The organism is Alteribacter lacisalsi, assembly GCF_003226345.1.
In the GTDB taxonomy this organism is placed as follows: Bacteria; Bacillota; Bacilli; order Bacillales; family Salisediminibacteriaceae; genus Alteribacter; species Alteribacter lacisalsi.
The window spans coordinates 310,816-324,246 of the sequence record NZ_PDOF01000001.1 but is presented as its reverse complement, the minus strand read 5'-3'; the positions used below and the strand labels follow the sequence as shown (position 1 = coordinate 324,246).

At 47.6% G+C, this 13,431-nt stretch carries 13 protein-coding genes; all 13 read right to left on the bottom strand.

Going from position 1 to position 13,431, the window contains the following annotated elements; all coding sequences use genetic code 11:
* Positions 1 to 6: 6 nt before the first annotated feature.
* Positions 7 to 603, bottom strand: coding sequence for an XTP/dITP diphosphatase (locus tag CR205_RS01485; RefSeq protein ID WP_110519608.1), 597 nt, complete (start codon positions 601 to 603; stop codon positions 7 to 9).
* Between the two features lie 2 nt (positions 604 to 605).
* Entirely contained in the window at positions 606 to 1,364 is a 759-nt protein-coding gene (gene rph, locus CR205_RS01480) for a ribonuclease PH (RefSeq protein ID WP_110516248.1), read from the bottom strand.
* Between the two features lie 120 nt (positions 1,365 to 1,484).
* Entirely contained in the window at positions 1,485 to 2,735 is a 1,251-nt protein-coding gene (locus CR205_RS01475; protein ID WP_110516246.1) for a GerMN domain-containing protein, read from the bottom strand.
* A gap of 220 nt (positions 2,736 to 2,955) precedes the next feature.
* Entirely contained in the window at positions 2,956 to 3,774 is an 819-nt protein-coding gene (gene racE, locus CR205_RS01470; protein ID WP_110516244.1) for a glutamate racemase, read from the bottom strand.
* 33 nt (positions 3,775 to 3,807) lie between these two features.
* On the bottom strand, positions 3,808 to 4,275 hold the full coding sequence (locus tag CR205_RS01465; RefSeq protein ID WP_110519606.1) for a MarR family winged helix-turn-helix transcriptional regulator: 468 nt from the start codon (positions 4,273 to 4,275) through the stop codon (positions 3,808 to 3,810).
* Positions 4,276 to 4,565: 290 nt separating this feature from the next.
* Positions 4,566 to 6,293: a phosphoenolpyruvate--protein phosphotransferase gene (gene ptsP / locus CR205_RS01460; RefSeq protein ID WP_110516242.1), complete on the bottom strand. Its 1,728-nt coding sequence runs from the start codon at positions 6,291 to 6,293 to the stop codon at positions 4,566 to 4,568.
* A complete protein-coding gene (locus CR205_RS01455) occupies positions 6,293 to 6,556 on the bottom strand; it encodes a phosphocarrier protein HPr (protein ID WP_110516240.1) in 264 nt (87 codons plus the stop codon). The genes ptsP and CR205_RS01455 overlap by 1 nt, the downstream gene beginning before the upstream one ends.
* A 27-nt stretch (positions 6,557 to 6,583) precedes the next feature.
* Positions 6,584 to 8,569 carry a glucose-specific PTS transporter subunit IIBC gene (gene ptsG, locus CR205_RS01450; RefSeq protein ID WP_328587706.1) on the bottom strand — a complete coding sequence of 662 codons (1,986 nt, stop codon included), beginning with the start codon at positions 8,567 to 8,569 and terminating at the stop codon, positions 6,584 to 6,586.
* Between the two features lie 205 nt (positions 8,570 to 8,774).
* Positions 8,775 to 9,617: a glucose PTS transporter transcription antiterminator GlcT gene (gene glcT, locus CR205_RS01445; RefSeq protein ID WP_110516238.1), complete on the bottom strand. Its 843-nt coding sequence runs from the start codon at positions 9,615 to 9,617 to the stop codon at positions 8,775 to 8,777.
* A 122-nt stretch (positions 9,618 to 9,739) separates the two neighbouring features.
* Positions 9,740 to 9,964, bottom strand: coding sequence for a helix-turn-helix domain-containing protein (locus CR205_RS01440; protein ID WP_110519602.1), 225 nt, complete (start codon positions 9,962 to 9,964; stop codon positions 9,740 to 9,742).
* Between the two features lie 156 nt (positions 9,965 to 10,120).
* Complete coding sequence (locus CR205_RS01435) at positions 10,121 to 10,579, bottom strand: acyl-CoA thioesterase (protein WP_110516236.1); 459 nt, start codon at positions 10,577 to 10,579, stop codon at positions 10,121 to 10,123.
* Between the two features lie 274 nt (positions 10,580 to 10,853).
* Positions 10,854 to 11,618, bottom strand: coding sequence for a succinate dehydrogenase iron-sulfur subunit (sdhB, locus tag CR205_RS01430; protein ID WP_110516234.1), 765 nt, complete (start codon positions 11,616 to 11,618; stop codon positions 10,854 to 10,856).
* Positions 11,615 to 13,390 (bottom strand): succinate dehydrogenase flavoprotein subunit, encoded by a 1,776-nt coding sequence (sdhA, locus tag CR205_RS01425; RefSeq protein ID WP_110516232.1) that lies wholly within the window; start codon positions 13,388 to 13,390, stop codon positions 11,615 to 11,617. The genes sdhB and sdhA overlap by 4 nt, the downstream gene beginning before the upstream one ends.
* Between the last annotated feature and the right edge of the window lie 41 nt (positions 13,391 to 13,431).

Here is a 13,431-nt window from a genome sequence, read left to right as displayed (position 1 = left end):
AACAGCCTATTCAGTAAATAAGTCCCACTTTTCTTCAAGAAGCTGCAGCGCCTTTGCCCGGTGACTGAGGGTGTTTTTTTCCTCACTCGTCAGCTCTGCCATCATTTTTTCTGACGATGGCACATAAAACAACGGATCGTATCCGAAGCCATGCTCTCCTTTTCGTTCTTCTGCAATCAAACCTTCACATGTGCCTCTAAGAACAAACGACCGGTTTCCAGGCAGATAAACAGCGAGTGCACATACGAAGCGGGCAGTCCGCTTTTCCGGGGGCACACCTTCCATTTCTCTCAGCAGCTTCAGATTATTTGCCTCGTCATTTTTTTCCTTCCCCGCATAACGGGCAGAATAAACGCCGGGCGCTCCATTCAGCGCGTCAACCTCCAGCCCGGAATCATCAGCAATAACAGGAAGCCCTGCTGCTTTTCCGATTGCTTCGGCTTTCTTCACTGCATTGTCTTCAAATGTCTCGCCGTCCTCGATTACGTCCTCCGGCTCTTCAAGGTCAAGAAGGGAGCGCACTTTAATGTCTTTCTCGGCAAAAAAAGCTTCAAATTCTTTTACCTTACCCGGATTCTTTGTAGCAATCAGCACTTCGGAGATTGTCATGATTCCTTTTCCCCTTCACTTTCAAGATAAGACGCTGCTTCTCCGATCGCTTCTTTCTGAATGGCAAAAAGCTCAGAAATTCCTTTTTCACCCAAATCCAAGAGGCTGTTTAACTGACTCCGGGAAAATGTCGCTTCTTCACCGGTTCCCTGAATTTCAACGAACTCGCCGCTTCCGGTCATGATCAGGTTCATGTCCACCTCGGCTTTTGAATCCTCTGCGTAGTTTAAGTCAAGGATCGCACCATGCTCTTCATCCACGCCAACCGAAACAGCCGCAAGGTAGTCGGTAACAGGGAATTTTTTCATTGTTTTATCCGCTGCCGCCTTCTGAAAAGCAAGACACATAGCCGCGAATGCACCTGTAACAGCGGCTGTCCGCGTACCTCCGTCAGCCTGAATCACATCGCAGTCGACCCAGACCGTCCGCTCGCCGATGGCATCAAGGTCTACCACCGAACGGAGGGCCCGCCCGATCAGCCGCTGGATTTCCATCGTACGTCCGGACAATTTCCCCTTTGATGATTCACGGATGTTCCGGGATTCAGTCGCTCTTGGAAGCATGGCATATTCCGCTGTGACCCAGCCCTTCCCCTGGCCCCGCATAAAAGGCGGCACTCTCTCTTCAATACTCGCTGAGCAAATGACTTTTGTATCACCGAAACTGATTAGTACTGATCCTTCGGGGTGTTTAATGTAGTCTGCTTCAATGATTACGGGTCTTAATTCGTCAGATTGTCTTCCGTCCACTCGCATGATATCACTCCTGTATGGTATTTCATTATGTACGTTTTAAAAATAAATCCATTGAAAAAGAGGCAGCTTCAGCCACCTCTTTCATCATAATGGTTTATGTTGGTGAATTCAAACTGCAGTTTAGTATTTCTCTGTATTCACACTTCCAGGCCGTGATACAGGCTCAGTAAGCGCAGCGCCGGAGCTGACCATGAGCTGATCATCATCGTTGACAGAGATGGATACCTGCTCCACTTCTTCCTGCTCTGTAAGTGAAAGTACGATCATATTCACCACATGCTCGGATACCGCTGTTCCTTCCATCTGGGAAAGAATGCCTTCGTTAAAGTTAAGTTCCACTGTTCCATTGCTTAATCGCGGTTCGTCCACCAGGGCCGTTTCCGTTCTGAAATCTGTGAGTAGGGTCGTTGCAAACCCTGGCCCTTTCAGCAGTTCATCAACGACAGCTGTGTGGACGTCGGCATTGGCAGGTACGCGGCGGGTAACAGGAACGTAATACGTTTCGTCTTCAGGCTGGGACAGGAAGTACACTGTCACCGGCTTGGTGTTTGATATATCACTGATTGCTGTAGCCTCGAGATTGATCCCGTGACTTCTGCTGTATCCTTCAGATACGGGGGTTCCGTTCTGAGGCATCACTTTCAGCTCTTCTCCGTTCACACGGAGATGGACACGCTCGACTCCGTCAAATTGAGTGGCCGTCCAGGTAACGGACTGCAGAATACGGAGTTCGTCTTCAGCACGGTAATCTGTAAACTCAGATGAGAAATCCACAACAGCTGCTCCGTCATCCGTTACTTCAGCAGCGATCACCTGGGTATCCGGAGGAAGAACCGCCTGAAAACCGTTCGGCAGCATTTCCGTAACCGGGCCGCCTTTGATCAGGTAGGAAATGGACTGAGCCAGTTCATCATCCGAGCTTGGAAGGGCAAAGGTCTGCGGTGTGACCATGCCATTACGATCCATCAGGTAAAGCTCCCTCATAGCCGTTTCTTCCATCGCACTGCCGCCTTTTTCTTCCATCTCCATGTCTTCATCCATGTCTTCGTGCATTTCTTCATTCATTTCTTCATTCATTTCATCATTCATCTCGCCGTCATCCATGACGCCGCCTTTTTCTTCCATTTGCATGTCATCTTCTTCCATTGCTTCTTCCATGCCGTTTTCCATATCCATTTCTTCATCATTCACTTCTTCTGCCATACCGCCGGCCGGTGAATCATCCAGACCAAGATCATCCTGTTCATCAACAAATTGCGGCGGATCTATTTGTTCGAGTGTTTCCTGCGCTTCTTCCTCAGCTCCGCAGGCCGCCAGTACTGCAGTTGCCGCAAGCAGTACCCACCAAGGTTTTTTTATACGACGAAGCATACTTTCCCCTCCTCAGGCAGTTTGTACTACCATATATACGAGCCCGGTACAGTTTTAGACCAACTTGTTTTACGGGCAGCCCTGAGCAGACTTTGTGTAATGATCTTTGTATTTTGAGAAAGTTTTACCTGCCGCTGGACAACAGAAAACCACCCAGCGTCCAGCTGCGTGGTGCGTTACTTGTGTTCTGTTTTTTTATGGGGCTCATAGGTGAGCTGGCTTATATTTTCTCCTGCCCGCTTCGGACTAGGCTGATTTCTTCGACACTGGCAACTGGCAGCGTCAGCCATTCGGAGGCAATATCCCGAAATGATTCAGCGGCCCCTGTGGTGAGAAAACGATGAGAAGGCTTGCGTGAACCGGTATATAGCCACCCTTTATGGAACATGAGTCCGCTTACTTCACGGGCCGTTTCATCACCTGAGCAGATGACCTGAATGCCCTCACCTACATAATCCTGAATGACCTCTTCCAGGAGTGGATAATGCGTGCAACCGAGAATCAGGCTGTCAATCCCCGTTTCCACGATCGGCTCCAGTGTCTCAGCCACGACCCTCGCTGCTTCCGGTCCATTAAAGATTCCTTTTTCCACCATAGGGACAAACCGGGGGCAAGGCAGACTTTCGACTGTAATTTCATCATTAATGCTGTGGATGGCTTTTTCGTAGGCACCACTTAAAATAGTTCCTATAGTACCGATAATCCCTACATGATCGTTTTCTGTCGCTTTCAGGGCAGCAATGGCTCCTGGATTGATCACACCGACCACAGGTATGGAAAGTCTCTCTTTGGCTTCTTCAAGAACGACAGCTGTTGCTGTGTTACAGGCAATTACCAGCATTTTTATATCTTCACGCTGCAGATAGTCAATCATCTGCCACGTATATTTCCTAACTTCTTCTACAGGCCTCGGGCCGTATGGACAGCGGGCGGTATCGCCGATATAAATAATTTCTTCTTTCGGCAGCTGGCGGATCAGTTCAGATACGACTGTCAGTCCGCCGACGCCGGAATCGATAACACCGATTGGTTTATTCACTTTAGGTTGTTCCTTTCTGATCTTATGACTGCTCTAGAATGATTTCCACGTTTTAGCATCTTTTTTCATTTCATCAAAAAGATAGCTCAGGCTCCGGTCCAGAAAATCTACATCCTCCGGCGAAAAATCTCCGAGAATGCCCTGCAGATAGGCCTGACGGCGTGTAATAACCTCTTTAATAATCTCGGCACCTTTGTCGAGAAGGTGAATTCGCACCACACGGCGGTCATTTGTATCCTTAACACGTTCAACGAGCTCATTTTTTTCCATGCGGTCGATCAGGTCTGTCGTTGTGCTGCACGCGAGATACATTTTGGATGAGAGTTCTCCAATTGTCATATCACCATATTCATGAAGCCACTGAAGCGCAACAAACTGAGGAGGTGTGATCGGAAACTCGTTAAGGATTTCTCTCCCTTTTTGTTTGACGATATCTGCAATCATCCGAAGTGATTTTTCAATATCCGCGACCTGCTGTGTCTTTACTGTCTGTTCTGGCATAAGGTTACCCTCCTGATGACCATAACGGTCATTCATTTCAGTATTTTCAGCTTCCGGCATAAGACTGATATACGGCTGATGATGACTGAGGAGCTGAATTATGTAGCGGATTAAAATTTTTCTGTTCCTTTGCTTCCTTTCGGGAAACAAAGTATTTGAATACTTCCATTTTCCTTGTTTTCAGGTATCTTTTCAAGTGTTTCCTTATATTTCACTAATAAAGTTTTATGAATCAACTAATTAAAAAGGAAACCCTCCACTGGTTTGACAGCAGAGGGTTTCACTTCAAATTAAATCATTTCAGACGGAAATGTTTCTTCTACAAAAGCTTTTACATCGTCCGAAGTTTGCATATTGAGGGCTTTTTGAGCCGCTTCTTCTGCTTCCTTTTTATTCAGGTTGGCGATCTGGCTTCTTGCAGGAAGCACAGATGTAGCGCTCATACTGAATTCGTCCAGTCCAAGACCGAGAAGGAGCGGAATCGCCACTTCATCGCCGGCCATTTCCCCGCACATGCCGGCCCACTTGCCTTCCTTGTGTGCAGCGTCAATAACCATCTTGATGAGACGCAGAATGGCAGGGTTGTAAGGCTGATACAGGTAGGAAACCTGTTCGTTCATACGGTCGGCTGCCATTGTATATTGAATTAAATCATTCGTTCCAATGCTGAAGAAGTCCACTTCTTTAGCGAATGTATCGGCCATAACCGCAGTCGATGGAATTTCAACCATAATGCCGACTTCGATGTCGTCACTAACGTCGGTTCCATCCGCTTTAAGCTTGTCTTTTTCTTCTGTAAGCATTGCTTTTGCCTGGCGGAACTCTTCAAGCGTGGCAATCATCGGGAACATGATTTTCAGGTTGCCGAATGCACTGGCACGCAGGAGCGCCCGTAGCTGTGTACGGAACATATCATCTTTTTCAAGACAGAGCCGCACAGCCCTGAAGCCCAGAAACGGGTTCATTTCTTTTGGTAGATCAAGGTAAGGAAGCTCCTTGTCACCGCCGATATCGAGAGTACGGATGACGACCGGCTTCCCGTCCATATCGGAAACGACTTTTTTGTAAGCTTCAAACTGCTCCTCCTCAGTAGGCAGCTCATCACGGCCCATATAGAGGAACTCGGTCCGGTAGAGCCCGACCCCTTCTGCACCGTTGCTGATGACGCCTTCCATATCGTTCGGAGTTCCGATATTCGCTGCAAGCTCCACGTGATGACCGTCTTTTGATTCAGTAGGGTCATTGACGAGTTTCGCCCATTCCTTCTGTTTACTGGCGAACTCTTCCTGCTTTTTCCGGTACTCCGCCACTTCACTCTCAGTAGGATCCACGATGACCGTGCCCTCAATTCCGTCCACGATCATCATCATATCGAAATCTGCTGATGCAGTAACTTCCTTTGTACCCACAACTGCAGGAATTTCCATAGAACGGGCCATAATAGCGGAATGGGACGTCCGACCGCCGATATCAGTAGCAAACCCTTTTACGAATTCACCGTTGAGCTGAGCGGTATCAGATGGGGTCAGGTCATCAGCAATGACGACTACTTCCTCATCAATTTCAGCGAGTGACACAAGTTTTTTTCCAAGCACATGTGCAAGAACGCGCTTTGAAACGTCGCGGATATCCGCAGCCCGTTCCTGCATGTATTCGTTATCCATATTTTCAAACATGGACACAAACATATCGGAAATTTCCTTGACTGCATAGCCTGCGTTCACGTTTTCGTTTTTAATTTTTCCCCGGATCGCATCCACGAACTCAGGGTCACTAAGAACCAGCAGGTGGGCGGAAAAGATTTCTGCATGCTCTTCTCCGAGGTCGTTGAGCGTCTTCTCTTTAATTTTTTCCAGCTCTCCCTTGGCGGAAGCCAGTGCGTCGTTGAACTTTTTCTCCTCTGCTGCCTGGTCTTCTGGTTCTGATTTTTCGACAGAAAGATCAGGTGTTTCAAGAAGAAAAGCTTTGGCAATGGCAATACCGGAAGAAGCGCCGATTCCGGTTAATGTTTTTGACATTATTCAGCCAGTCCTTCTTTCATGACTTCTTCAAGACCTTTGATTGCTTCTTCCTCGTCTGAACCTTCAGCTTTAATGGTAACTTCTGCTCCCTGCCCGACGCCAAGACTCATTACACCCATAATGGACTTAAGGTTTACGGATTTTCCGTTATGCTCAAGTGTGACTTCAGATTCATACTGTCCTGCTTTGTTAACGAGCTGCGTTGCCGGACGTGCGTGGATTCCTGTTTCTGCTGTGATTTTAAAGTTCTTTTCTGCCATGAGAAAACACTCCTTCTGAATTAGATATTATTTTGTAATTTCAATGATTCCTGTATTCCCCTGGGAAACAGAGCCTTGCTTTTGAAGCTTGACCGCTTCACCTTCCTGAAGGTTGGTAAACACGACAGGGGTAATTAAAGAGGGTACTCTCTCTCTAATTTTGTCCAAATCAACCTTTAATAACTCCTGACCCTGTCTGACACTGTCACCTTCCTCGATCAGTGCCTCAAAGCCGTCGCCTTTAAGATTGACTGTATCAATACCAAAGTGTATCAGAATTTCATGTCCGCTGTCAGCCTCAATGCCTATTGCATGTTTCGTTGGGAAGACATTCATTACTTTACCATTAACCGGCGATTTGACAAGACCGTTTTTTGGATCAACTGCAAAACCGTCACCCATCATCCGTTCCGAGAAAACCTGATCCGGAACTTCAGACAGATCCATCAGCCGGCCCTCAATCGGCATTGCAAAATCCAGCTCACCGGAATGGCCGCCCCCATCGCCAGGAACGACTTTCGTATCATCGGTTTCCTGTTCGTCAAGGTCTTCCGATACTTCTTTTCCGTCAATTAAATCCTTAATCTGACCTTTAAGTGTATCAGATTTCGTTCCAAAGATAGCTTGTATATTATTACCCACTTCCATAACACCTGAAGCACCTAATTTTTTCAGCTCACCTTTGTTTACTTCGTTCTTGCTGTTTACGGTTACACGAAGGCGGGTAATACACGCATCCAGCTTGCTGATGTTCTTTTTGCCGCCAAGTGCCGTAAGAACATTACGGGCAAGCTCTTTGGACGGCCGCGCTTCTTCTTTTCCATCGTCTGTATCCTTCTCCCGTCCCGGGGTCTGGAGATTAAACTTCCGGATTGCAAAGCGGAAACCAAAGTAGTACAGAACTGCGAAAACAAGTCCGACCGGAATTACCATCCATGCATTGGTGGAGAAGTTCCAATAGAGCACATAATCAATAAAACCGCCGGAAAATGTGAAGCCGGCTTTAACATTGAGCAGGTCCATGACTACAAATGAAAATCCTGCAAGAATACAGTGGATCAGGAACAGAACCGGTGCTACGAAAAGAAAGGCAAATTCAATTGGTTCGGTAATCCCCGTTAGAAAGCTTGTCAGAGCGGCAGAACCCATAATCCCCGCGACTGCTTTTTTCTTCGCTTTGTCTGCTTCATGATAAATGGCCAGTGCTGCCGCCGGGAGACCAAAGAGCATGAATGGGAATAGTCCGGCCATAAACGTACCAGCTTCAGGATCTCCTGCAAAATAGCGGTTCATATCCCCGCGCACCGTCTCCCCGGCCTGAGTGGTATACTGTCCAAACTCAAACCAGAATGGCTGATAGAAGATGTGATGGAGACCAAACGGAATAAGAATCCGCTGTCCAAAACCGAAAATAAATGCTGCAATTGTTGTGCCTGTTTCAGTAGCAAGAACACTTAAGTAATCAATTGCCTGCTGGATCGGGGGCCATACAAAAACGAGGATGGCACCCAGAACCACACTTACTGCAGCTGTAATGATCGGAACAAAACGTTTTCCTCCGAAAAAACCCAGAAACTGGGGAAGTTCAATCCTGTGAAACCTGTTATAAAGGTACGAGGCGGTAATACCGATAATGATACCCCCGAATACCCCCATTCCAAGCGATTCAATTCCAAGAACCGCCTCGGTTTCAAGTCCCCGGTATTCTGCCAGAATGCCAAGTGTCTGATTCATAATCAGATACCCGATTACGGCTGCCAGTCCTGCTACCCCATCTCCGTCAGACAGTCCAATAGCAACCCCGATGGCAAAAATCAGAGCCAGATTGGCAAAGATAATCCCCCCTGCTTCTGTCATTACAGGTATATCCAGCACGTTTTCGTGCCCGATTCCAAGCAGAAGTCCGGCTGCCGGAAGAACGGAAACCGGGAGCATAAGTGATCGTCCGATCCGCTGGAGCAGACCAAAGAGATTACTGAACACATTATTCTTTTCAGCGGCTGCTGTACTCATATAAAAACCTCCTTCTCGTTTTGGGAACGCTGTCATTAAGAACCTGAGGCTGCGTAAAAAACACAAAAAGGCATGAGTAAAAAATGATATACGGCCTCCACCAGAGCAATGGAACCTTTTAATGTTAGGTATCCCCTGCCTGCAGGTCGTATACACCTTTTTACTCATGCCTGATCGAATCAGTAACACGTAAACGTATACAAGTTTATGAAGTTATGAGCCTTTGCAGATGAACCGTGATGTAAACGGTTTCTGACTCGGGCACAGTTTTACGCAGATCCTGCTGAATAATTCTAATCAGCTTCCATGAAAGATTGTAGCACACCGGATACTCCTGTTTCAAGAGCCATGCGAGCTTTTCCTGTTCCTCCCCGCCGGATTCGACCTTCTCTGCACGATCAATGACACGCCGCAGGTGGCTTAGAAGACGTGCGTAATCAATACTCTGCTTATCAATCTTTATATTCAGCTGATTTTCGATTACAATGATCAGCCTGAGTAAAAGACCCGCATGTTCGTTCACTGCTGAAAGAGGCTTGTCCGATACTGCACTGTGTATATGCAGGGCAACAAAGCCGGTTTCTGCCGGCGGAAGACCTGCCTTAAGGCGGCTGTTGAGAAAAGCGACTACCTCTTCGGCAATTTGATATTCCCGCGGGTACAGCAGTTCTGTATCCTTTAGAAACGGATTTTTAATTTCAAGTCCCTGCCGGATCCTTTTTACTGCAAACGCAATGTGGTCGGTAAGGCCGATATGAATATGTTCATTTAAAGGCATATTAAGCCGTTTCTGTATATGGAGTATGGCTTCATAGACTACTTCGAGAACAGCAGGGTCCAGATCTTTTAACAGCTGCTTGTAAAGCTCCTGTTCCTCCTGATCATACAGTTTGAATACCTTTTCAAAATTTTCATCATCAAGGTGACTGCCTTTCTTTTTTCCAAAGCCAATCCCCTTCCCGATCATTATAAATTCTTCATGACCGGTTCCCTTTGCAACCACAACATTGTTATTCAGAACTTTTTCCACGATATAATTATGAGGCATGCCCAATTACCTTTCCTCTGTCGATTCTCGTTTTAGCATAATGTAAGGCTCAATCAGTGTCAACGGTCCCGCCACTTCGGGAAAACAATGAAACCGGCTTCCTGAACAGAAGCCGGCTGTCATTATATTTTGAGTTCCCCTAGTCGGATCAATTCGATAACTGCTTGTGAGCGCCCCTTTACCCCAAGCTTCTGCATTGTGTTGGATATATGATTTCGTACAGTCTTTTCAGAGATGAACAATTCTGATGCGATTTCTTTAGTTGTCTTATCTTGAACCAGTAGCTCGAATACTTCACGTTCTCGTTTGGTTAATAGCGGTTTTGGCCGGAAATCGTGCTCTTTCAATAATTTCACCCTTTCTTGCATGGGCTGCTGATACATTGGCGGGTTGATTAGTATTTAGTCATGTTATCCTATGTCAGCGGTCGATCGGGTGTGACTTGGGATTTCGATAAAAGAGCGCGGATTAATCCGGTAATTTGCCGCAAGGTTTTTGACTCTCTACTGACTCCTGGAAACATTAAGTTTTTCGAGTGCCGTTTCACTCCATTTTATCGGTTTTCCGGTTTTACGTGACACCTGAACCATCCGTCCTCTTCCCGTCATGCACACCTTACCCGATGCGTTCGTAATCAGATAGTGGAGGTCCATGGAGGAATTGCCGATTTCGGCTACTTTTACCTGAACGTCAAGCTGCTCATCAAAAAACACCTGGCGTCTATAATCGCAGTGCAGGTCTGCTGTTACCGGAATACCTTCTCCTCCGCTGGCAAACCACTCTTCCCCAAAGCCAATTTCTTTAAAGAAATTGATTCTTCCCTGCTCAAAATAAACGAAGGATACTGTATTGTTTAAATGACCGAAAGCATCGGTTTCGGAAAAACGGACCGTCACAGGATAGCTGTGCCTGAATTCTGACTGCCATTTTTCTAGATCTTCGATGTAATCTGATACCGCCATTGAATCTCATCTCCTTAATATAGTATTCAACCGCGCGATGAGCGTTTGTTTTTTCATCTGCGCGGAGAGTTATTGTCCTTAGCGCAGCCTTATTGTCCATAGAAAATATTTATTGTCTTTAGTTTTTTTCGTAAAACCTGCTGTTCTATTACGCTTCAGGCGGAAGCTTTATAAAGCTTCCATCCCTAAACGGCACCCCGATATGAATGAACATTCATTCACACTCTGGCTGCAGGAAAAGGACAGCAATTTCCGCTGTCCTTTTCCGTTTGTCTTAGAAGTTATTGTCACTTCCGAAGAAGTTTTTAAATGATTGCAGCGTTGTGTCGCGGTTAAGTGCCGCAATGGATGTGGTGAGCGGGATGCCTTTCGGGCATGCCTGCACACAGTTCTGCGAGTTACCGCAGTTGGAGAGGCCTCCGTCGCCGTCCATGAGAGAATTCAAACGTTCGGCTTTATGCATTGCACCTGTTGGATGAGCGTTAAACAGACGCACCTGGGATAGTGCCGCCGGTCCGATAAATTCGGACTTGTCGTTTACGTTCGGGCATGCTTCCAGACAGACACCGCATGTCATACACTTGGAAAGTTCATACGCCCACTGGCGTTTCGCTTCAGGCATACGAGGTCCCGGTCCGAGATCGTAGGTACCGTCAATCGGCACCCACGCTTTTACACGCTTGAGGGAATCAAACATACGGCTACGGTCAACCACAAGGTCACGAACAACCGGGAATGTTTTCATCGGCTCAAGGCGAATCGGCTGCTCAAGTTGATCCACGAGTGCGGTACATGACTGACGGGGCTTTCCGTTAATCACCATCGAACAGGCACCGCAAACCTCCTCAAGACAACTCGCTTCCCAGGAAACAGCCGTTGTTTCTTCACCCTTCGCGTTTACCGGGTTACGGCGGATTTCCATAAGTGCCGAGATTACGTTCATGTTTTCACGGTAGGGCAGCTCAAATTCTTCCTTGTAGGAGCTGTCTTCCTGGTCTTTCTGACGGGTAATGACTAAACGGATTGTTTTTTCGCTCACGATTTGACACTCCCTTGTTTCTTAGACGTGTAGTCACGTTTACGAGGCTTGATGAGGGATACATCCACATCTTCGTACTCAAAGTCAGGGGCGCCTGTAGACGTGTTCATTTTCGCTTTCGTTGTCTTCATCCACTCGTCGTCGTTACGGTCCGGGAATTCCGGCTTATAATGGGCACCGCGGCTTTCGTTACGGTTGTATGCACCAAGCGTTATAACACGGGCAAGGTTCAGCATGCCGTCGAGCTGGCGTACAAACGCAGCGCTCTGGTTGCTCCATTTAGCTGTATCATCGATATTAATGTTTTTATAACGCTCCATGAGTTCCTGCAGTTTCTCATCCGTTTCAAGAAGGCGCTTGTTCTCACGTACAACCGTTACGTTGTCGGTCATCCACTCACCAAGTTCCTGATGCAGCTTGAACGCGTTTTCGTCCCCGTCCATCTTCAGGATATCTTCAAACTGCTGCTGATCTTTCATCAGCTGGCTGTCAAACACCTGGGAGCTGACGTCCTCACTGGCCTGTTCAAGACCGCTGATGTATTCAACCGCTTTAGGTCCGGCAACCATACCTCCGTAAATGGCAGACAAAAGTGAGTTGGCGCCCAGGCGGTTTGCTCCGTGCTGGGAGTAGTCACATTCACCGGCAGCGAATAGACCCGGAATATTCGTCATCTGGTCATAGTCGATCCACAGTCCGCCCATGGAATAGTGAACCGCAGGGAAAATCTTCATTGGTACTTTACGCGGATCGTCGCCCATGAATTTTTCATAGATCTCCATAATACCGCCAAGCTTGACATCAAGCTCTTTCGGATCTTTATGGGAAAGATCAAGGTAAACCATGTTCTCTCCGTTGATTCCGCGCTTCTGATCCACACATACAGAGAAGATCTCACGGGTGGCAATATCACGCGGGACGAGGTTTCCATAGGCAGGATATTTCTCCTCAAGGAAATACCACGGCTCGTTATCTTCGTTATACGTCCATACACGGCCGCCTTCCCCTCGTGCGGATTCACTCATGAGACGCAGCTTGTCGTCTCCGGGAATCGCTGTCGGGTGAATCTGAATGAACTCTCCGTTCGCATAGTAGGCTCCCTGCTTGTAAACAGCAGCAGCAGCATAGCCTGTATTGATCATGGAGTTGGTTGATTTTCCGAAAATAATTCCCGGTCCGCCTGTGGCAAGAATCGTAGCATCTGCCCTGAACGACTTCATTTCGGACGTTGCAAGGTTCTGTGCGGTAATCCCGCGGCAGCGGCCGTCACTTTCATCTACAATTGCGCTGAGGAATTCCCAGCCTTCATATTTCGTAACAAGTCCTGCCACTTCGTGACGGCGGACCTGCTCATCAAGTGCGTACAGCAGCTGCTGGCCTGTAGTGGCACCGGCGAAGGCTGTACGGTGATGCTGTGTTCCACCAAAGCGGCGGAGTGCAAGAAGCCCTTCCGGTGTCCGGTTGAACATAACGCCCATCCGGTCCATCAGGTGAATAATTCCCGGAGCCGCGTCACACATCGCTTTTACAGGCGGCTGGTTGGCGAGGAAATCGCCTCCGTACACTGAATCATCAAAGTGCTCCCAGGTGGAGTCGCCCTCACCCATTGTATTAAGAGCCCCGTTAATACCGCCCTGGGCGCATACTGAGTGGGATCTCTTTACCGGAACAACAGAAAACAAATCTACTTTCATGCCGGCTTCGGCTGCCTTGATTGTTGCCATAAGCCCTGCAAGACCGCCGCCGACAACGATAATTTTACCTTTGCTCATACGACACACTCCTTCTCATAGTGCATGGTGACGTCCTGTCT